Origin of the sequence: Agathobacter ruminis (assembly GCF_002735305.1) — a bacterium.
Classification (GTDB): Bacteria; Bacillota; Clostridia; order Lachnospirales; family Lachnospiraceae; genus Roseburia; species Roseburia ruminis.
The window spans coordinates 85,370-105,357 of sequence record NZ_PDYG01000074.1; the positions used below are offsets into that span (position 1 = coordinate 85,370).

Below are 19,988 nucleotides of genomic sequence, written 5' to 3' on the forward strand. Positions count from 1 at the left end.
GAATTTTTGAGGAGATATTTATGGCAAAACAAGTGCGTTCTCATGGTTCCGCTACGAACTCCAAAATGATGCGCAGATCCATCCAGAAATGGGCAATTCTGTTTTTGGTGCCGACGCTGGCTTCATTTGTGATTGGTTTCGTATATCCGTTTTGCAAGGGCGTCTATCTTTCCCTTTGCAAATTTACGACAACAGAAGATGCGACATTTATCGGATTCGGTAATTATGTCAAAGCATTTCAGGATGCCTCATTTGTGCATGCATTCTGGTATACGGCATTATTCGCGGTCGTGTCTGTTGTTCTGATTAATCTTTTTGCTTTTTTGATTGCGTATGCACTGACACAGGGCATTCGCGGTTCCAATATTTTTCGTACGGCATTTTTTATGCCGAATCTGATTGGCGGTATCGTGCTCGGATACATCTGGAGCATGATTTTCAACGGTATTTTGAGCCGCTATAATACCAATATTTTGATGGAGACCAAATATGGTTTCTGGGGACTGATCATTTTGATGTGCTGGCAGCAGGTCGGCTACATGATGATTATCTACATCGCAGGCCTACAGGCCGTTCCGGAAGATATGCTTGAGGCAGCCAAGATTGACGGTGCCAGCCGCGCGCAGACACTGTTTCGCGTGATTATTCCAAATGTGATGAGTTCCATTACGGTTTGTCTGTTCCTTACACTGACAAACGGATTTAAATTATTCGATCAAAACCTGGCTTTAACGGCCGGTCAACCATATGTATTCAAAGAAGGCGGCACGGTCGTAAAGACCACAGAAATGCTTGCATTGAATATTTACAGTACCTTCTATGGTCAAAATGTACATGCGCGAGGCACCGCACAGGCAAAGGCTGTATTGTTCTTTATCCTTGTTGCGGGAATCTCATTGATTCAGCTGCGTGCGACCCGTAGAAAGGAGGTACAACAGTAATGAAAAAGAGCAGAATCGGTAAAAATATACTGACGGTAGTGTTTACCATCCTGTCCGCCTGCTGGATACTTCCGGTGCTGGTGGTTTTGATGAATTCCTTTAAAGGAAATACTTTTGTAAAGACGGCAACCTTTGCATGGCCGACCGGTGACATGTTTGTCGAGTGGGCAAACTATGTGAAGGGAATGACATTCGGAAATTATCCGTTTTTGAAATCTGTCAGCTACAGTGTTGTCATTACAATACTCGGAACATTTTTGATTTTACTTTGCACATCTATGGCTGCATGGTATATAATTCGAGTAGATTCCAAAATATGCAGAATCTGCTATTATCTGTTTGTTTTTTCGATGGTGGTTCCATTTCAGATGGTTATGTTCCCATTGGCAAAAACAGCGGATACATTAAAGCTGAATACACCATGGACGATCCCGATTGTCTACCTCGGATTTGGCGCCGGAATGGCGACCTTCATGCTTGCCGGATTTGTAAAGACACTTCCGCTTGAAATTGAAGAGGCTGCGGAGATTGACGGATGCGGTCCGATTCGTACTTTCTTCATAGTCGTATTGCCGATGTTGAAACCGACATTGATTTCGGTTGCAATTCTTGAAATTATGTGGATTTGGAATGATTATTTGCTGCCGTATCTGGTTTTGGATCGCACCAAATATATGACAATTCCGATTCATATCCAATATTTGCAGGGAAGCTACGGTCAGGTGGATTTGGGTGCCATTATGGCATTAATTATCGTGAGCATCATACCTGTTATTGCATTTTATCTGCTTTGCCAGAAATATATTATAAAGGGCGTTGCGGCAGGTGCAGTGAAGGGTTAAAGATACGAGGAGGAGAAGACAATGAGAGCAAGTGGAATTTTATTACCGATTTTCAGTCTGCCGGGAGAATACGGAATCGGATGCTTTTCGAAAGAGGCATATCGTTTTGTGGACTTCCTGGAGAAAGCGGGACAGAAATATTGGCAGATTCTACCGTTAGGACCGACTAGTTATGGAGATTCTCCGTATCAGTCATTTTCGACATTTGCAGGCAATCCGTATTTTATCGATCTGCAGGAACTGGTAAAACAGAAACTGATTACCAAAGCGCGAATCGCAAAAGCGGATTTTGGTTCGAATGAAACGGATATCGATTATGAAAAATTATATCAGAACCGTTTTGCAATTTTATTTGAAGCATATAAAAAGAGCAACATTGCCGAAAATGAAGACTTCAAAAAATTCTGCAAAAAGAATGTATACTGGCTCGAAGATTATGCACTGTTTATGGCAATCAAGGATTCCTTTGGAGGTGTCAGCTTCGCGGAGTGGCCGAATGATATCCGTCTGCGCGAAAAGAGCGCGATGGAGCGCTACAAAAAGGATCTGGCGGAGCAGGTGGAATTCTATGAATTTTTGCAATATGAATTCGACCGTCAGTGGACAGCTTTAAAGGCCTATGCAAACGAAAAAGGCGTGGAAATCATCGGTGATATTCCGATTTACGTCGCATTTGACAGCTCTGATGTATGGGCTCATCCGGAAATGTTCCAGATGGATAAAAAAGGAAATCCGAAAGCGGTTGCAGGATGTCCGCCGGATGCGTTTGCACTGACCGGACAGCTTTGGGGCAATCCGCTGTATGACTGGAAGACACATGAGGCGACCGGCTTTGACTGGTGGATTCGCCGTATCAAGAAGTGCAAAGAATTGTATGATGTCATCCGCATTGATCATTTCCGCGGATTTGACGAATATTATTCGATTCCGGCCAAGGACAAGACCGCAGAATTCGGTTCATGGAAGAAGGGGCCGGGAATGAAGCTGTTCTCAAAGATTCAGGCTGCATGTCCGGATACCAATATCATTGCGGAGGACCTGGGCTTCATTACAGATACTGTGCGCAAGCTGGTTTCCGACAGCGGTTATCCGAATATGAAGGTGCTTGAATTTGCATTTGACTCTCGTGGATCGGGCAGTGAAAATCTCTCAGAGTATCTGCCGTTCTTCTATACACAAAACTGTGTCGTATATACCGGTACACATGACAATGCGACACTTGCAGGCTGGGTGAACCAGATTAAGAAAAATGAGATTCAGAATATCCGTAATTATGTGGCAAAACCGGAATTGACGAAAAAGGAAATCCCGGATGAAATCATTCGCCTCGCGCAAAGCAGCGTGGCAGACTGGTGTATTATCCCACTTCAGGATTATATGGGACTCGGCGATGAGGCGCGTATCAATATTCCGTCTACTTTGGGCGGCAACTGGAGATGGCGCTGCCGCAAAGATCAGCTGACCAAAGATCTTGCAAAGAAGATTTTAAAGGGAACCCAAACATACGGAAGAATTTAATTGAAAAGCGGTTCTGCAAAATCTTGCAGAACCGTTTTTTTCGGGGTATAATCAAAAAGTTGTATCCGATATACAAATAACAATTCGAGGTAAAGCTATGGCAGCACTTACAATCAAAGATATTGCAAAACTTTGCGGAGTGAGTACCAGTACTGTTTCCCGCGCAATCAACAACGAAACCGGTATCAACAAAGAGACCAAAGAGCGCATTCTGGAGACGATTGCAGAGTATAATTTTGTTCCGAATAACAGTGCAAGAAACCTCAAGATGCTTGACAGCAATACCATCGCACTTTTGATCAAAGGCATCGACAACCAGTTCTTTCAGGGCATGTTACATACATTTGAGGGTGAATTAAACAAGATAGAATATTCTTTTGTCGTGCATGCGGTGGGAGAAAATCAGGATGAAATTGCTGTGGCAGCAGAACTGATCAAAGAGAAAAAATTAAAGGGAATCATTTTCCTCGGCGGAGGTCATGTCGAGAATACAGATGATGTGATGATTCCGTTAGGGGTACCGTATGTGCGATGCACCGGTGCGATTGAGGGACGCAAACTGACCGGCGGCTGCTCGATTACCATCGATGACCGCAAGGAGAGCGAGAAAGCAGTCTCTTATCTGATTGAAAAAGGACATCGCAGGATTGCAATCTTTACAGCACCGGACCATTCGGTTGGACGTCTGCGTCTGGAAGGATACAAGGATGCGCTGGCGAAACATGGCATCCCGTTTGATGAAAACTATGTCCGCTATTCGAAAGTGACAGATAAGGCATATTCCATGGAAAACGGATATCTGCTTGGCAAAAGCTTAATCGAAGACGGCACGAACTGTACTGCTATTTTTGCCGTGTCCGACAATATGGCAATGGGTGTTTACAAGGCAATCTATGAAGCAGGTAAGCGAATCCCGCAGGATTATTCCATTATCGGATTTGACGGACTCGATATGACAAGATATTACCATCCATCCTTAACGACCATTCAGCAGCCTGTCGAGGATATGGTAAAGGCTTCCATCAAACAATTGATGAAAGCCATTGATGGTCAGGAATTGAAAGAACATCAGATTCTCTATGAAGGAACCCTTTTGGAAAGGGACTCCGTAATTGCATTATGATTCATTGGTCTGGCGGATTTGTTCCGCCAGATTTTCTAAATAATCCCAACGCTCCATTTTTTCCAGCAATTCATTTTCACAAGCTTCTTTTTCTGCGGTAAGTTCCGTAAGTTTTCCATAGCTGGAAGCATTTCGCAGAATATCAGCCTCAAGATCGGAAATACGCTCCTCAAGGGCGGCAATATCCGCTTCGATGGTCTCGTATTCTTTTTGTTCCTGATAGGTGAATTTAATTTTTGTACTTTTCTTTTTCCATGTGGTGCGTGAATCGGAAGTCATCGCACTTTTACTTTGTGTACTTTCTTCTTCCCAAAACGGCAGCGGGGTCTTTTCAAGATAATCCGTATATCCGCCCTCATATTGATGAATTTCTCCGCGCTCAAATGCAAAGATCCGGTGTACAACGCGATCGAGAAAATGACGGTCGTGCGATACTGTCACGATGATTCCCGGGAAATTTTCCAGATAATCTTCAAGAATCGCAAGTGTCTCCGTATCCAGATCGTTGGTCGGCTCATCGAGAATTAAAAAATTCGGATTGCCCATCAGGACGTTCAGCAGAGCCAGTCGCCGTTTTTCGCCGCCGGAGAGCTTTTCAATCGGACTGTATTGCTGTTCCGGTGTAAACAAAAACCGTTCAAGCATCGACGATGCCGATATCTTTCCGTCTACAGTCGGAATGTATTCCCCTGTCTCGCGAATATAATCAATCACGCGTTCGCCTGGATTCATCCACTGGATTTCTTGCCCGAAATATCCCATCTGCACGGTCTGACCGACAGTCACATTTCCGCTGTCCGGGGTCAGCAGCCCGGCAATGATTTTCATCAGTGTGGTCTTGCCGCATCCGTTATTGCCGACAAATCCCACGCGATCCTGTTTCAAAAAGATATAGGAAAAGTCATTGATGATGGTGCGATTGTCATATGACAGTTGAATTCGGTCCAGTTCCACGGTGGTGCGGCCCATACGCGTCGCAATAGAGCCCATCTGCAGGCTTTCCTGTACCTTTGGAGCCTCCATATCGCGCAATGCCTCATAGCGCTGAATATGTGCCTTCTGCTTGGTCGAACGGGCGCGTGCACCGCGCCGAATCCATGCCAGCTCACGTCGCAAAATATTCTGGCGTTTCTGTTCGGAGGAGCGAATGTTGTCATATCGTGCGGCTTTGCGCTCCAAAAACCCGGAATAATTGCAGTCATAGCTGTAAATGTGCGACTGATCGATTTCGACAATTCTGTCACAGACTTCATCCAGGAAATACCGGTCATGCGTTACCATAATGATGGTTCCCTGATATCCGTTCAAATATTTCTGCAGCCATTCAATCATGCCATAATCCAGATGGTTGGTCGGCTCATCAAGCAGCAACAGATCTGCCGGTTTCGACAGTGCAATTGCCAGCGCCAGCTTCTTTCGCTGCCCCCCTGACATTTCGCCCACTTTTTGCTCTAAATCCGTAATGGACAGTCTCGTCAGAATCGTGAGTGCTTCTGTTTCATTCTCTGTCTGCGCAAGCACATTCTCGCGCACCGATTTCTCATCATCGAACTGCGGATCCTGCGGCAGATAACTGATTACCACATGATTCGCCTTAATCACATTTCCCTCATCCGGCTCCTCCTGCCCCGCAACCATCTTCAGCAAAGTAGATTTTCCGGTCCCGTTGATTCCGACAATCCCGACCTTCTCATGCTCCTGCACAAAAAAAGAGGCCTCCTCAAACAACAGGTGGTCCGTATATGCTTTTGTTAATTTTTCTATATTTACCACATTCATAGCATAGAGTGTAGCACAGATGCCGCAATTTCTCAATTTCCCCTTCACTGTCCCCGTGCCCATCACCATCTAGGGCTCCGCACACAAGCCCTGCCCGGGGCGCCCCCATCCCCCCTCAGCTCTCACACAGTGCTCAAACTTGATTCGTTCAGAAAGTTGTGCATTGCTTCAAGGATTAAGGCTGTTCTTTCAACTATTTGCACTTCTCCTGCACAGTCTTTTCTACGCAAACACTCGTTAGTCTTTATCACTTTCCTGGGCCATATAGACCGGTGGAGGAACATCGTTGGGAGTGCGCTTAGTAAAACAGAAGCCGCTTTTGCGAAGTGCTCGATACGAGCCGCCACGGACGGCGGCGAGAGCCGATGGCGTCCCGGATGGACGCTCTGAGGCGATATCGAGTACTCAAAAGCGGCTTCGTGGTTTTACTTAGCAAGCGGACAGTGTTCCTCCACCGGTCTATATGGACAGGAAAGCGATACGATAGTCTACAAGGTGTTTGCGATGAAAAGACAGTTTGTCGAAGTGCAAAATCGGTGAAAGGACAGCCTGATGAAGCAATGCACGACTTTCGAAGAATCTAAGTTCTCGCACTTATCGTGAGAGCTGAGGGGGGATGGGGGCGCCCCGGGAAGGGCCTGTGTGCGGTGGGCAGGCGGTAAATGGGGGGACGGGGACGGCGAAAGGGAACATTAATTGCGGCATCTTGCACACGCGTGCAGAATGTGGTAAAATATAGAAAAAATAAGAGCACCAATGAGACGAGAGTAAATGGTAGAGGCGAAGAGATTCGCCTATTTCATTTGCTCTCGTTTTTTTTATGTCTCGGAGGATAAGGAGACAGGAAAGGGGATATTGTATGTATGATGTGATTGTGATTGGCGGCGGCGTAACAGGATGTGCGATTGCCCGCGAATTGTCAAAATTTGAGGGAAAGGGCTGCGTAATTGAGGCCGGGGATGATGTATGCTCGGGTACTTCGAAAGCGAACAGCGCAATTATTCATGCCGGATTTGATGCAGCTCCGGGAAGCAATAAAGCAAGGCTGAATGTCAGAGGAAATGCGATGATGGATGAACTGGCAGAAAAGCTCGATATTTCATTTCGCAGGAACGGCTCGCTGGTCGTTCGCACGGCAGAACAACCGGAAGAAGGACTGAGACAATTGCTGGAGAAAGGCAGACAAAACGGTGTGCCGGGAATTCGTATTGTGGCAGGCGAAGAATTGAGAGCGATGGAGCCGAATCTGGCGGATACTGTCGTGGAAGCATTGTATGCGCCGACAGGCGCGATTGTCTGTCCGTTTGAGATGACGATTGCATTTGCGGAAAATGCATATGAGAACGGTATGGAGTTTCGTCTGGAGACGACGGTAAAAGAAATCGAAAAAGAAGAGGGTGGATATTGTGTTCGCGTGGAGAAGCGCGCAGCAGATCAGACGGTGACGACGGAGGAGCTGCATACGAAGGCGGTGGTCAATGCCGCCGGCGTTTATGCAGATGTCTGGAACAACCGGGTGAGCGAAAACAAAATCCATATCACCGCCAGAAAAGGCGAATATCTGTTGCTGGATAAAGTCGCAGGGAATCATGTGCAGCATACCATTTTTCAGTTGCCGGGCAAGATGGGAAAAGGCGTACTGGTGACTCAGACGGTCCATGGCAATCTGCTTGTGGGCCCGACTGCAAAGGATATCGATGACAAGGAAGGCGTGAATACAACACCGGAGGGGCTGGATTATCTACCTGATTCTGCGGCAGTTTCGGTGAAAAATTTACCGCTTCGCCAAGTGATTACAAGTTTTGCGGGATTGCGCGCGCACGAAGACGGTGATGACTTTGTACTCGGAGAGGCAGCGGATGCACCAAACTTTTATAATGCAGCCGGAATCGAATCCCCGGGACTTTCCTCAGCACCGGCAATCGGAGAAGAGATTGCGGCGGAAGTGGCAGCCAAGCTTGGATTGCAGAAAAAAGAAGGATTCAAGGATACGAGAAAAGGCGTGCAGCATCTGGCAGAGCTGAGTATGGAACAGCGAAATGAACTGATCCGGCAGAATCCGGCCTATGGCAATATCATCTGTCGTTGTGAAATGATTTCGGAGGGGGAAATCCTCGATGCGATTCATCGACCGATTGGCGCCCGAAGTCTTGATGCAGTGAAACGGCGCACCAGAGCGGGAATGGGCCGTTGTCAGTCCGGTTTTTGCTCTCCTCGTGTGATTGACATTCTCAACAGGGAATGTGGAATCCCGATGGAACAGGTGCGTAAAAACAGCGGAGCAAGCAATTTTATTGTGGGAAAGAATAAGGAGATTTAGGCATGAAACAATATGATCTGGTAATTATCGGCGGGGGTCCGGCCGGAATGGCGGCTGCAATTGCAGCATATGATGAAGGCGTTTCTGATATTTTGATCATTGAGCGCGATAAAGAACTCGGAGGCATCCTGAATCAGTGTATTCATAATGGATTTGGGTTGCATACATTCAAAGAAGAGCTGACAGGCCCGGAATATGCCGCACGATTTGCACAGCAGGTGTATGAGCGCGGAATCGCATTCAAATTAAATACCATGGTAATGGATATCAGTGAGCAGAAAGTTGTAACAGCGATGAATGCACATGACGGAATGTTTGAGGTGCAGGCAAAGGCTGTTGTCCTGGCGATGGGATGCAGAGAGCGCAGCCGCGGTGCACTCAATATTCCGGGCTATCGTCCGGCAGGCATTTATTCGGCCGGTACGGCACAGCGACTGGTCAATATGGAAGGCTTTATGCCGGGAAAAGAAGTTGTGATTCTCGGTTCGGGAGACATTGGACTGATTATGGCAAGACGCATGACACTTGAAGGCGCAAAGGTGAAAGTGGTAGCGGAGTTGATGCCATATTCCGGAGGATTGAAGAGAAATATTGTGCAATGCTTAAATGACTTTGATATTCCGCTCAAGCTTTCGCATACGGTAGTGGATATCGAGGGGAAGGAGCGCGTCGAAGCGGTGACCATTGCGCAGGTAGGAGCAGACAGAAAACCGATTCCGGGCACAGAAGAACGATATACCTGTGATACCCTGCTGTTATCCTGTGGTTTGCTCCCGGAAAATGAACTGTCACGGACAGCAGGTGTGGAATTGTCTCCGGTGACTTCGGGTCCGGTGGTCAATGAATCGCTCGAGACCAGTGTGGAAGGCATTTTTGCCTGCGGAAATGTCCTGCATGTGCATGATCTGGTGGATTATGTATCGCAGGAAGCGGCCGTCGCAGGTCGTCATGCTGCAGAATATATCAAGGCAGATGCGATGGAAAAGAGCTCAGGAAAGACGATACAGATTGAAGGAGAAGGCGGCGTGCGCTATACCGTGCCGGGATTTATCAGACCGGATTGCATGGATGAGAACCTGACCGTGCGTTTTCGTGTGGGAAATGTGTATCAGAACTGTTCGATTGTGACCTATTTTGATGACAGGGAAATCGCCAGAAGAAAACGTCCGGTGATGGCGCCGGGTGAAATGGAGCAGATTATTCTGCAAAAAAAGCAGTTACAGAATGACGTATCGCGAGTAAAAATCGTGATTGAACCTAATTCATAGTCATGGGTGGAGGCAATATTATGGCAAAAGAGATCATCGAATTAACCTGTATCGGATGTCCGCTCGGATGCAGTTTGAAAGTAGAAAAACAGGATGCGGAAATTTTGAGTGTGGAGGGAAATACCTGTCCGCGCGGAGATGCATATGCGAGAAAGGAAGTGACCAATCCGACGCGTATTGTTACTTCCTCCGTGAAAGTCGTCGGCGGGGAAGTGGAAACTGTCTCCTGCAAGACGGCTTCCGACATCCCGAAAAATCTGATTTTTTCAGTGATTGAAGTGTTGCGTGGACAGACCGTGACAGCACCGGTTCGAATCGGGGATGTACTTGTAAAAAATGTTTGCGATACAGGTGTTGATATTGTTGCGACGAAGGAAGTTCAAAGCGCTTAAATTAAAGTAATCTTTTGCTTCACAATCTCTTTTCAAATGCGTGCAGTTATGGTAAATTTAATTATGATAATCTATGCTGTTTAGGCAGGAAACTGGAGACTGGAATGGAGCAAAAGCGTAGCATCTTGGTCATCGAGGATGACAAAATAAGCCGAACGATCCTTGCGAACAAGCTAAAGGAAGAATATATCGTTTATCAGGCTGAGGATGGAGAAGAAGGTTTGACCATGCTCAGAAAGCATCCGACGGTGTCTGTTATTTTATTGGATATTCTGATGCCGGTGATGGATGGATACGAATTTTTGCATATAATCAAGCAAAATGACGCATACAGCCTGATTCCGGTAATCGTGATTACCGGAAACTTTAGCGAAGAGGAAGAGCTGAAATGTCTCGAACTCGGCGCAAATGATTTTTTGAGCAAACCGTACAATCCGGCAGAGGCCCTTGTGCGTATTCATAATATAATCCGCCTGGAAGAAGCTTCCAATGCATTGCAGGAGATGGAAAAGGATGAGCTGACAGGCTTGTTTACCAAGCAGGCGTTTTTGCGTTATGCAACGGAGATGGTGGAGCAGAACCCGGATACGGATTTTGCAATCCTTGGATTTAATATCGAGAATTTTAAGGCGACAAACAGCCAATACGGAGAGCGGATGTGTGACGAATTTTTGGCATATATCGGTGCGAAAGTACGCCGTGTCATCAAGACCGGTATCTCCGGCCGCTTTAGCGGAGATCAGTTTGTTGTTTTATTTGACAATGACGAAAAGAATACCATTGATCGAATCGAGCAGATTTCGCGCGTGGTATTTCAGCATGCACCGATTCCGCATCAGGTGGCAAAGATCGGTGTCTATGCACCAATCGATCGTAATATCGAGATGGCCCGTTGTTGCGACCGTGCCTTTCTTGCGATTCGAGAGGTAAAGGGTGTTTATCACAAGAATGTTGCATTCTACGAAGAAAAAATGCGTGAGCAGATGATCAACGAGCAGCGCATTCAGGATTCGATGGAGAAAGCACTCGCGGAAGAGCAGTTCATGGTTTATTACCAGCCGAAGCATGAGAGTATCAGCGGGGAAATTGCCGGCGCAGAAGCATTGATCCGATGGAATCATCCGGAATTCGGATTCATGCAGCCAAACAAGTTTGTACCGCTGTTTGAGCGAAACGGATTCATCACCGAGCTGGACAGTTTCGTGCTGAAACGGGTATGCGAAGATATCCAAAGATGGCAGGAAAAGGGAATCCCTGTCGTGCCGATTTCCGTCAATGTATCCAGACGAGATTATCTGGAAGAGGGTTGGATTGATCGGCAGATTGAGATGATTGACAATTATGGCATCAATCATTCTCTGATTCACATGGAGGTGACCGAATCACTCTATGCGGAGAATACCGGTGTCATTATCGAGCAGATTCACAAATTACAAAAAAATGATTTCCTGATTGAGATGGATGATTTTGGTGCCGGATATTCCTCTTTGGGTATGCTGGCAACATTCCCGCTTGATGTCATCAAGCTGGATATCAGCTTTGTGCGCTCCATCGAGATCAACAAGGTAGTCATCGAAAATATTATCAAGCTTGCACACAAGATGGGCTTTAAGACAGTCGCAGAAGGCGCGGAGACGGAAGCACAATTCCATATCCTGCGCAACCTCGGATGTGATTTTATCCAGGGATATTATTTTTCAAAACCATTGTCCTGCGACAAATATGAGAAATATGTTACGGAGAAGATGAACCTGTTGGAGCAGGTTGGTGATGCATTGAACCGGATGGAAATTTCGGTTCCGACGACGGAACTGGAAAAGTCGCGTGAGAATATGCGCATCAACAGTCTTCTTTCGATTATCGAATCACTTGAAGAAGCGAACTTTATTGACTCACTGACCGGATTCCAAAACCGGAAAGCATTTTATAATTCCATCCAGAGTATCGAGAATTCGCCGCAGCTGAACAGTATGCCGATCGGAATCGCATTCGTGGATATCAATGGATTGAAGAGCGTCAATGACAACTTCGGTCATGAAGCGGGCGACCGTTTGATTGTACATATTGCGGGCATTTTGCGTTCCATCTTTTTGACGGCGGATATTTTCCGCGTCGGAGGCGATGAATTTATTATTTTATCCCGTGAATCAACGGAGCGGGAATTCTATGAAAAGATACGCCGTGTGAATTCGCGCTGGACCGAGGAAGAGTCTGCGGCAGTTGGATTTATCTGGCTGATGGAGGCACGTAATCTCGAACAGCATATGGTTGCTGTCGACAAGCAGATGTACAAAGAAAAGCGCAAATATTACGAGCAGAAATTCAATGACAGACGTCGTGGACAGCGCCGTGGCAAAATCAATGAATCAATGGATGCCTCATTACCTTCCTTGTTTGATGATATTGCAAATGCTTTGCCTTGCGGATTTTTCGTATATCAGGCAGAAGGCGATGAAAGGCTGGTATTATACAATGACGAGCTGGTTCGCCTGTTTGGCTGTTCCGGACCGGAAGATTTTCATGCATATGTCAACGGATCGTTCCGCGGCATGGTACATCCGGATGATCTCGCAATGGTTGAGGGTAATATCTCTGAACAGATTAACGAAGAAAATGATGTGGATTATGTCGAATACCGCATCATCACAAAAGACGGCACAGTAAAGAAAGTGCGTGACCACGGACGATTCATTCATTCCGAAGATTATGGCAATGTCTTTGTCGTTATGGTCAATGAAATCAAATAATCAAAAAAAGCGTAGCAGTCTGACTGCTACGCTTTTTTGATTGAATTAAGAATTATTGCATATTATGTGTGCGACGTCTGACATAGTCATACAGAAAATCAATCGTTGCTTCCACACCAAGTGCGGAACTGTTCACGCACAGATCATAGGTCTGCGGATCGCCCCACTGACATTCGCAAAAATGATTATGATAATTACGGCGATGACTGTCATGGCGTTTCATGGCTGCCAGAGCCTCGTGTTCGCTCATGCCACGCAATTTGATGATGCGCGCAAGTTTGACATCCTGATCCCCATAGATGAAAATCGGAATCAAATTATCGATTTCCGCAAGCACGGTTTCGGCACAGCGGCCGACTACCACAAATGATTCTCCTTTTTGAGCCAGATCGCGCAAAAAATTAAATTGCAGGGTTGCCACAGCTTCTTCCGGAGAATTGCTGTATCCGCGGACGGTGCGGCTCATCAGTCTGCGTCGTGGAGTCTCATCATACTTATTCAATGTTGATACATCCAGCCCTTTCTTCTCCGCAATCTGATCCAGAATATTATGATCATAAAATGGCAATCCCAATTTTTTTGCAAGTGCTTCGCCGATGTCATGACCACCGCTTCCGTATTCGCGACTAATTGTAATAATCACCTGTTCCATTATCGTTTCCCTCCCCTAAACTGTTTCTACATTCATTCTACCATAATGCTTCCGCCAAAAAAAGGTTTATGAAGTGGCGGACACTTCATTTATTGATATTATGTACTCCTCAATCTAAGGGATACCCGGGTTCAGACTCCGTTTGCATAGCGCACTCCAATTCACCCGGGTATCCTTTAGATGAGAAGTACATATACGATCGCTTTGTGTGTCCGCCAACGATAAACTTTTTTCAAAATTGTACAGGCATTCAGGGGATGCGAGCTTTTGCATATAAGAAAACCAAAATATTTTTGCAAAGGGAAGGGGTTACCGGGGCATGGACTGAGGATGGTTATCATAAGGCAGACTGTGAATGGAAACTGCCGGAAATGGGCACAAAGATAGTATTTGGCGGGATTAGGACAAGTGTGATATACTATATTGGTTTCTAGAAAGTTTATGGAGATAATGGGTGAATGAGAAAAAAAGATAATGTCGTATTGATTGGTTTGCCGGGAGTCGGAAAGAGCACTGCAGGTGTCATTCTGGCAAAAATTACCGGGAAACAGTTTGTGGACTCGGATCTGGTCATACAGGAGCAGCAGAAACGCCTGCTTAAGGATATTATTGCGCAGGATGGTGTGGATGGATTTATCGAAATTGAGAACCAGGTGAATGCCGGACTGGAGGCGCACAATTGTGTGATTGCAACCGGCGGGAGTGTGGTATACGGAAAAGAAGCCATGCAGCATTTGCGTGAAATTGGAATTGTCATTTATTTGAAAGTCGATTATCAGGTGATTACAACACGACTGTCCGATATCAGGGGACGAGGTGTTGTGTTGCGGGAAGGTCAGACTTTGCATGATCTTTATGAGGAGAGAATCCTTTTGTATGAACAATATGCGGATGTGATTGTGGATGAAACCGGGCTGACGATAGAGCAGACGGTGGAGCAAATGATAAAGGCGATTGATGACTATCATGAATGACGAGCAGACGAATAAAATCAATATCGAAAAAGATTTCGAACAATATGTGGAGCGAATGAAGCGCATCCGTGCGCTTGCAACACCCGATATTACGGAAATCAAAACTGCAGATGAATATAGTAAGGTGCTGATTGATCACTTCCGCCAGATTGGTGTTCTCGCAGAGCAGAATTATGCGCTGATTGAAGATTATATTATGCCGATGCGCCTGCCAAGGGAAGAACTGGAGCGCTTCAATGAGATGCTGGTGAATGAGATTGATGCAGTGGAAGTGGATGTGCATCTGTCGGACTGGCTGATGGACAAATTAATGCTCTCCGATATTGAAATGCATAGCGGTCAGGATGACAGTTCATTGTTGTCCAGATTGTTTGTGCAGATGCGCCGCGCGTATTATCGGATTGCGTCTTTTTCGCGCTATCATGACTATGAATCGGAGCGGGTGCGGGAACAGATCATCAAAGATGCAAAAATCGTTGATGATTATCTTGCAAAAGAACGATTTGCACAGTTGTCAGTGGAAGCAAGACGGATTTTGATCGAGTGTGTCAAATTCGCTCCCCAGTTATATAACAACAATGAATATCCGCTGTCGGATGAGTATTGCAATGAGCAGTTCGCGATTGTTGAGCGAGCGCTATCTGTGTGTCGGGATTCGTTTTATCGTAAACTGATGCCGGATTATGACTGGCAGAGTTATAAGATGTATGTTCATTTGTATGCATGTTATATGATATATGCGGATATTTCGCAGGAGACGGCGCACAAAGTCTATCGATATATCAAAAAGCTAAAAGGAATCGTAAGACGAAGCCACTCGAGATTCAAACTGGGGGATTGGCTGGATTACAAAACCCGAGATTTTGAAATGTGGGCACTGGTTGTTTCTGGAAAAGAAAATATCCTTGAGGCTGGCAAAAGGTGCTATCGCAGCTATTCGAGGCGCAATCAGTATGATTATTCCGATACGGGAATTCTCAAAAATCTGGATTTGCCGGCATCCTTTATCAGCCTTGTCAAAAATCATCCCGTTCCGTTTGATGAAGATCTGGCAAAAAAATATGAGGCGATGGCAAAAGGAATGCTCGAATATCTCTATCGCATTCCAAAACTGAGTTCACAATATTTCCGCTGTATGATTATTTTCATCAACCTGTTGATGAATTATATGGAAATGCCGGGGATTCTCTCGATGGAGGATTTGTGCCTGAATGCATTTATCACGCTTCATCCGCCAAGTTATATTCACAGCCGTATGGTGGCGCAGATTTCCAGCTGTCTTTCGAGACATCTGGCACAGCTGCATCCGGAGCTGCTGGAGGAGCGCTGGAAAGACAATCGTTTCGGTTTTCAGATGTATGCTTATCATGCGGGATTATGCCATGATATCGGAAAATTGTTTATCATAGACACCATCTGTATGTATGGTCGTCCGCTCTTTGATGAGGAGTTTGAAATCATCAAAAAGCATCCTTCGGTAGGCGCCGGTGTGGCGCGTAAATATGATTCGTTGCGCGATTATATGGATGTGATCCGCTATCATCATGTGTGGTATGATGGCAGCAGAGGATATCCGGATTGTCCGCAGGGACTTGGTGGCGTCAGAAATACCGCAATCAATATTGTGCATATGGCGGACTGTATGGATGCAGCGACGGATGTGGTCGGCAGAAGCTACAAGGCTGCCAAGACGCTGGACCAGTTTATCGCGGAGGCGAAGGCCGGCAGCGGAACGGAATTTGCACCGTATGTGGTGGAACTGCTTCAAAATGAAAAAGTGAAGCAGGAACTGGATTTTCTGCTATATCAGGGGCGTCAGAATCTATATCAGGAAACATATTTGATGCTGATGCAGATGAAAGGAAAATGATTGTTATGAAATCGCAATTTCGGGAAATGATAGAGAACTGTCCGATTATTTGTGCAATCAAAGATGAAAACGGATTGCAGCAGTGCAAAGACAATGACAGTGAGATTGTCTTTATCCTGTATGGAGATATCTGCAATATCGCAGATATTGTCAAAACGGTAAAAAGCTATGGTAAGCTGGCGATGGTACATCTGGATTTGATTGCCGGATTAAGTCCCAAGGAAGTGGCCGTTGATTTCATCCGCAAATATACACAGGCCGATGGAATCATTACGACAAAGCCTGCGCTGATCAAACGCGCGAAGGAACTTTCGTTATATACGGTATTGCGCTTCTTTGTGATTGATTCGATGGCATTTTCCAATATAGAGCGACAGCTGAGCGCAGCGCGACCGGACCTGATTGAAATCCTTCCGGCGCTGATGCCAAAGGTGCTTTCCAGGATTTGCAAGATGACCAATATCCCTGTGATTGCGGGAGGTTTGGTATCGGAAAAGGAAGACATCATGGAACTGTTGGATGCGGGGGTCGCATGTATTTCAAGCACCAACCCGGCTGTATGGGATTTATAAAAGGACAGATTTATGAAATCGGAAAATCAAAAGGCCAAATTGTTATATATCGAGAAATATCTGCGGGAGAATACCGATGAGAACCACCCGGTGACAACGCCGCGTCTGATTGAATATCTGGATTCAAAAGGGATTAAGGCGGAGCGCAAGAGCATTTATTCCGATATGGATCTGCTGACTGCGTTTGGACTGGATATTGAAAAAGTGGCAGGAAGGTCCGGAGGATATTATCTTGCCAGCAGAGAGTTTGAATTGGCAGAGGTGAAATTGCTGGTGGATCTGGTTCAGTCCTCCAAATTTATCACCGAAAAGAAATCGCGTGAACTGATTCAAAAATTAGAACTGCTTGTGCCGCATCATGAGGCCGTCCAGCTGCAAAGACAGGTGGTGGTGAGTGACCGGAACAAGGCAGTCAACGAATCGATTTATTATAGTGTGGATACCATTTATGCGGCGATGTCGGGAAACAAGACCGTGCGGTTTTTGTATTTTGAGTGGGATGAAAACGGAAAGCAGGTGTTGCGAAAAGACGGCAGCTATTATGAAGTCAGCCCATGGCTTCTGACCTGGGATGATCAGAAATATTATCTGCTGGCTTATGATCGCGAGGCACAGATTATCAAACATTACCGTGTGGATAAAATGCTTCATCTTGAAACCGGAAAGGATGCGCGCGCCGGCAGGGAGGCATTTGAACAAATTGATGTGGCTTCGTATGGCAGACGAATGTTTGGTATGTTTGCGGGACAGCCGCGAACGGTACGCCTTGCGATGCCGAAGTCGCTTGCGGGAGTTGTGGTGGACCGATTCGGGAATGATGTCCCGATGAGACTGCTGGATGAGCAAACGATTGCCGTTCGCGCGGAAGTATCTGTCAGCGCGCAGTTCTTCGGATGGCTGGCCGGTCTCGGTGCGGGCGTGCGCATTATCGGACCGGACGATATTGCGGCCGAATACCGCAATTACCTGTCGTCGATTCTGGCTTCGCAATAGAAAAGGAGAGTCTTATGAATTTACCAAAAGATCCAATTATGCTTTTGAGCGCGGTGAATATGCAGTTGCGTGATCATTATGAAACACTCGAAGAATTTGTGAAAGCCAATGATCTTTCACAGGAAGAATTATGCGAACGTTTAAAGGCTGTCGGCTATGAATATCAGCCGGAAATCAATCAGTTTCGCTAAGGAGAATCAGATATGCTGTGTGATTATTGTGCATATAATGAATATGATGAAGAGGACGAAGCTTATTATTGCTCCGTAAATATGGATGAGGACGACATGGCACGCTTTATGCAAAGTGATTATAAAGAGTGCCCGTATTATCGCAATGGCGATGAATACGCTGTCGTCCGTCATCAGATGTAAATTTTTTATCGGTTACATTCGGTTGCCGCTTTCACAAATCCGCGGAAGAGTGGGTGCGGTCTGTTTGGCCGGCTCTTAAGCTCCGGATGTGCCTGTGTGGCTACAAAGAACGGATGCTCCGGAAGTTCAATCATTTCGACAATGTGATTATCCGGAGAGGTTCCGCAAAGGCGCATGCCATGTTCTTCCATGGCGGCGCGGAAGTCGTTGTTGACTTCATAGCGGTGGCGATGGCGCTCCGCAATCTCTGTCGTCTGATAGAGCTGATGCGCCAGTGAGCCTTCAGCGAGGACGCATGGATAAGAACCGAGACGCAGGGTTCCGCCCAAATCGGTGACACCGTTTTGATCCGGCAGCAATGCGATGACCGGATGTGTTGTCTTTGGATCAATCTCGATGGAGTTTGCATCCTCAAATCCAACGACATGGCGGGCAAATTCGATGAATGCCACCTGCATGCCGAGACACAGACCAAGATACGGAACCTTATGTTCGCGAGCGTATTTGGCAGCGAGAATTTTTCCTTCCACACCTCTGGTGCCGAAACCACCCGGAACGAGAATGCCGGATACATCGGACAGGAGCTCATCGACGGTATCTTCGGTGACGGTTTCGGAATCCACCCATTTGATATTGACGGTGGTATGAAGCGGAATGCCACCATGTTTTAAAGCTTCCACGACAGAGATATAAGCGTCATGGAGCGCAATATATTTGCCGACAAGGGCAACGGTTACTTCTCTGGTCGGATGACGCAGGTCGTCCACCATCTGTTTCCAGTCACTTAAGTCCGGTTCCGGACAATCAAGATTCAGACATTCACAGGCTACGGATGCAAGATGTTCTGCCTCCATGGCAAGCGGTGCCTCATATAAATATTCCACATCAAGATTTTGCAATACATGAGAGCTCGGAACATTACAGAACAGGGCAATTTTGTCTTTGATGGTATCATCAAGCGGCTGCTCGCTTCTGCATACGATGATGTCCGGCCAGATTCCCATTCCCTGTAATTCCTTGACAGACTGCTGGGTCGGCTTTGTCTTTAATTCGCCGGACGCCTTGATATACGGGATGAGCGTGACATGACAAAGGATGGCATTTTCATGTCCGATGTCATGCTGAAACTGTCGGATAGCCTCCAAAAACGGCTGACTTTCAATGTCACCGACCGTGCCGCCGACTTCGATGATTGCAATGGTGGTTTCTTCGTCTTCATCATTGCGGTAAAAACGACTCTTTATTTCATTGGTAATGTGAGGAATGACTTGTACTGTGCCGCCGCCGTAATCTCCGTGGCGCTCTTTCTGAAGAACCGACCAGTAAACTTTGCCGGTTGTGACATTGGAATTTTTGGTGAGGCTTTCATCGATGAAGCGCTCATAGTGTCCGAGGTCCAGATCGGTCTCGGCACCGTCGTCAGTGACAAAGACCTCGCCGTGCTGAATCGGATTCATTGTGCCGGGGTCCATATTGATATACGGGTCAAATTTTTGCATGGTAACTTTGTAGCCGCGTGCTTTGAGCAGTCGGCCGAGTGATGCGGCGGTGATTCCCTTGCCCAGACCGGACACGACACCACCGGTAACAAATACATATTTAACAGCCATACATTACCTCCTG

At 46.4% G+C, this 19,988-nt stretch carries 17 protein-coding genes; 14 read left to right on the forward strand and 3 right to left on the reverse strand.

The window, feature by feature from the left end:
* Positions 1-68: 68 nt before the first annotated feature.
* The 4 genes from CSX02_RS09220 (at position 69) to CSX02_RS09235 (ending at position 4,424) form a co-directional block, all read left to right on the forward strand.
* On the forward strand, positions 69-941 hold the full coding sequence (locus CSX02_RS09220) for a carbohydrate ABC transporter permease (RefSeq protein ID WP_031544823.1): 873 nt from the start codon (positions 69-71) through the stop codon (positions 939-941).
* Positions 941-1,783 (forward strand): carbohydrate ABC transporter permease, encoded by an 843-nt coding sequence (locus CSX02_RS09225; protein ID WP_031544825.1) that lies wholly within the window; start codon positions 941-943, stop codon positions 1,781-1,783. Before CSX02_RS09220 ends, CSX02_RS09225 begins: the two co-directional genes overlap by 1 nt.
* A gap of 21 nt (positions 1,784-1,804) precedes the next feature.
* A complete protein-coding gene (gene malQ, locus CSX02_RS09230; RefSeq protein ID WP_099386463.1) occupies positions 1,805-3,301 on the forward strand; it encodes a 4-alpha-glucanotransferase in 1,497 nt (498 codons plus the stop codon).
* 97 nt (positions 3,302-3,398) lie between these two features.
* The gene (locus CSX02_RS09235) at positions 3,399-4,424 is read left to right on the forward strand and encodes a LacI family DNA-binding transcriptional regulator (RefSeq protein WP_099386464.1); all 1,026 of its coding nucleotides are present in this window, start codon (positions 3,399-3,401) and stop codon (positions 4,422-4,424) included.
* Here CSX02_RS09235 and CSX02_RS09240 read toward each other — a convergent pair.
* Positions 4,419-6,203, reverse strand: a complete 1,785-nt coding sequence (locus tag CSX02_RS09240; RefSeq protein ID WP_099386528.1) for an ABC-F family ATP-binding cassette domain-containing protein — start codon at positions 6,201-6,203, stop codon at positions 4,419-4,421. The two genes, CSX02_RS09235 and CSX02_RS09240, sit on opposite strands and share 6 nt — an antisense overlap.
* A gap of 859 nt (positions 6,204-7,062) precedes the next feature.
* Here CSX02_RS09240 and CSX02_RS09245 point away from each other — a divergent pair.
* From CSX02_RS09245 to CSX02_RS09260, 4 genes are all read left to right on the forward strand, one after another.
* Positions 7,063-8,523, forward strand: coding sequence for an NAD(P)/FAD-dependent oxidoreductase (locus tag CSX02_RS09245; RefSeq protein ID WP_099386465.1), 1,461 nt, complete (start codon positions 7,063-7,065; stop codon positions 8,521-8,523).
* Positions 8,524-8,525: 2 nt separating this feature from the next.
* Entirely contained in the window at positions 8,526-9,791 is a 1,266-nt protein-coding gene (locus CSX02_RS09250) for an NAD(P)/FAD-dependent oxidoreductase (protein WP_099386466.1), read from the forward strand.
* A gap of 20 nt (positions 9,792-9,811) precedes the next feature.
* Positions 9,812-10,183, forward strand: a complete 372-nt coding sequence (locus CSX02_RS09255; RefSeq protein WP_099386467.1) for a DUF1667 domain-containing protein — start codon at positions 9,812-9,814, stop codon at positions 10,181-10,183.
* Positions 10,184-10,287: 104 nt separating this feature from the next.
* The gene (locus CSX02_RS09260) at positions 10,288-12,930 is read left to right on the forward strand and encodes an EAL domain-containing protein (RefSeq protein WP_099386468.1); all 2,643 of its coding nucleotides are present in this window, start codon (positions 10,288-10,290) and stop codon (positions 12,928-12,930) included.
* Between the two features lie 52 nt (positions 12,931-12,982).
* Here the strand turns inward: CSX02_RS09260 and CSX02_RS09265 are convergent, their stop codons facing one another.
* Positions 12,983-13,582: a cytidylate kinase-like family protein gene (locus CSX02_RS09265; protein WP_031544841.1), complete on the reverse strand. Its 600-nt coding sequence runs from the start codon at positions 13,580-13,582 to the stop codon at positions 12,983-12,985.
* A 458-nt stretch (positions 13,583-14,040) separates the two neighbouring features.
* Here CSX02_RS09265 and CSX02_RS09270 point away from each other — a divergent pair, with 458 nt between their 5' ends.
* From CSX02_RS09270 to CSX02_RS13600, 6 genes are read left to right on the forward strand one after another with little or no spacing between them, the layout of a single operon-like run.
* Complete coding sequence (locus CSX02_RS09270; protein ID WP_099386469.1) at positions 14,041-14,556, forward strand: shikimate kinase; 516 nt, start codon at positions 14,041-14,043, stop codon at positions 14,554-14,556.
* Complete coding sequence (locus CSX02_RS09275) at positions 14,540-16,426, forward strand: HD-GYP domain-containing protein (RefSeq protein WP_099386470.1); 1,887 nt, start codon at positions 14,540-14,542, stop codon at positions 16,424-16,426. The genes CSX02_RS09270 and CSX02_RS09275 overlap by 17 nt, the downstream gene beginning before the upstream one ends.
* Positions 16,427-16,431: 5 nt before the next feature.
* Complete coding sequence (locus CSX02_RS09280) at positions 16,432-16,998, forward strand: glycerol-3-phosphate responsive antiterminator (protein WP_031544846.1); 567 nt, start codon at positions 16,432-16,434, stop codon at positions 16,996-16,998.
* A gap of 12 nt (positions 16,999-17,010) precedes the next feature.
* The gene (locus CSX02_RS09285) at positions 17,011-17,991 is read left to right on the forward strand and encodes a helix-turn-helix transcriptional regulator (RefSeq protein ID WP_099386471.1); all 981 of its coding nucleotides are present in this window, start codon (positions 17,011-17,013) and stop codon (positions 17,989-17,991) included.
* Between the two features lie 14 nt (positions 17,992-18,005).
* Positions 18,006-18,182, forward strand: coding sequence for a DUF4250 domain-containing protein (locus tag CSX02_RS09290; protein WP_099386472.1), 177 nt, complete (start codon positions 18,006-18,008; stop codon positions 18,180-18,182).
* A gap of 12 nt (positions 18,183-18,194) precedes the next feature.
* Positions 18,195-18,365 (forward strand): DUF6472 family protein, encoded by a 171-nt coding sequence (locus CSX02_RS13600; protein WP_189281482.1) that lies wholly within the window; start codon positions 18,195-18,197, stop codon positions 18,363-18,365.
* A gap of 5 nt (positions 18,366-18,370) precedes the next feature.
* On the opposite strand, the gene CSX02_RS09295 is transcribed toward CSX02_RS13600, so the two are convergent.
* Entirely contained in the window at positions 18,371-19,975 is a 1,605-nt protein-coding gene (locus CSX02_RS09295; RefSeq protein ID WP_099386473.1) for a CTP synthase, read from the reverse strand.
* Positions 19,976-19,988 lie beyond the last annotated feature (13 nt).

Excerpts from the sequence above, each read along its gene's own strand:
- CSX02_RS09220 (WP_031544823.1), top strand. The coding sequence starts at position 69 with ATGCGCAGATCCATCCAGAAATGGGCAATTCTGTTTTTGGTGCCGACG.
- CSX02_RS09225 (WP_031544825.1), top strand. The coding sequence starts at position 941 with ATGAAAAAGAGCAGAATCGGTAAAAATATACTGACGGTAGTGTTTACC.
- malQ (WP_099386463.1), top strand. The coding sequence starts at position 1,805 with ATGAGAGCAAGTGGAATTTTATTACCGATTTTCAGTCTGCCGGGAGAA.
- CSX02_RS09235 (WP_099386464.1), top strand. The coding sequence starts at position 3,399 with ATGGCAGCACTTACAATCAAAGATATTGCAAAACTTTGCGGAGTGAGT.
- CSX02_RS09240 (WP_099386528.1), bottom strand. The coding sequence starts at position 6,203 with ATGAATGTGGTAAATATAGAAAAATTAACAAAAGCATATACGGACCAC.
- CSX02_RS09245 (WP_099386465.1), top strand. The coding sequence starts at position 7,063 with ATGTATGATGTGATTGTGATTGGCGGCGGCGTAACAGGATGTGCGATT.
- CSX02_RS09250 (WP_099386466.1), top strand. The coding sequence starts at position 8,526 with ATGAAACAATATGATCTGGTAATTATCGGCGGGGGTCCGGCCGGAATG.
- CSX02_RS09255 (WP_099386467.1), top strand. The coding sequence starts at position 9,812 with ATGGCAAAAGAGATCATCGAATTAACCTGTATCGGATGTCCGCTCGGA.
- CSX02_RS09260 (WP_099386468.1), top strand. The coding sequence starts at position 10,288 with ATGGAGCAAAAGCGTAGCATCTTGGTCATCGAGGATGACAAAATAAGC.
- CSX02_RS09265 (WP_031544841.1), bottom strand. The coding sequence starts at position 13,582 with ATGGAACAGGTGATTATTACAATTAGTCGCGAATACGGAAGCGGTGGT.
- CSX02_RS09270 (WP_099386469.1), top strand. The coding sequence starts at position 14,041 with ATGAGAAAAAAAGATAATGTCGTATTGATTGGTTTGCCGGGAGTCGGA.
- CSX02_RS09275 (WP_099386470.1), top strand. The coding sequence starts at position 14,540 with ATGACTATCATGAATGACGAGCAGACGAATAAAATCAATATCGAAAAA.
- CSX02_RS09280 (WP_031544846.1), top strand. The coding sequence starts at position 16,432 with ATGAAATCGCAATTTCGGGAAATGATAGAGAACTGTCCGATTATTTGT.
- CSX02_RS09285 (WP_099386471.1), top strand. The coding sequence starts at position 17,011 with ATGAAATCGGAAAATCAAAAGGCCAAATTGTTATATATCGAGAAATAT.
- CSX02_RS09290 (WP_099386472.1), top strand. The coding sequence starts at position 18,006 with ATGAATTTACCAAAAGATCCAATTATGCTTTTGAGCGCGGTGAATATG.
- CSX02_RS13600 (WP_189281482.1), top strand. The coding sequence starts at position 18,195 with ATGCTGTGTGATTATTGTGCATATAATGAATATGATGAAGAGGACGAA.
- CSX02_RS09295 (WP_099386473.1), bottom strand. The coding sequence starts at position 19,975 with ATGGCTGTTAAATATGTATTTGTTACCGGTGGTGTCGTGTCCGGTCTG.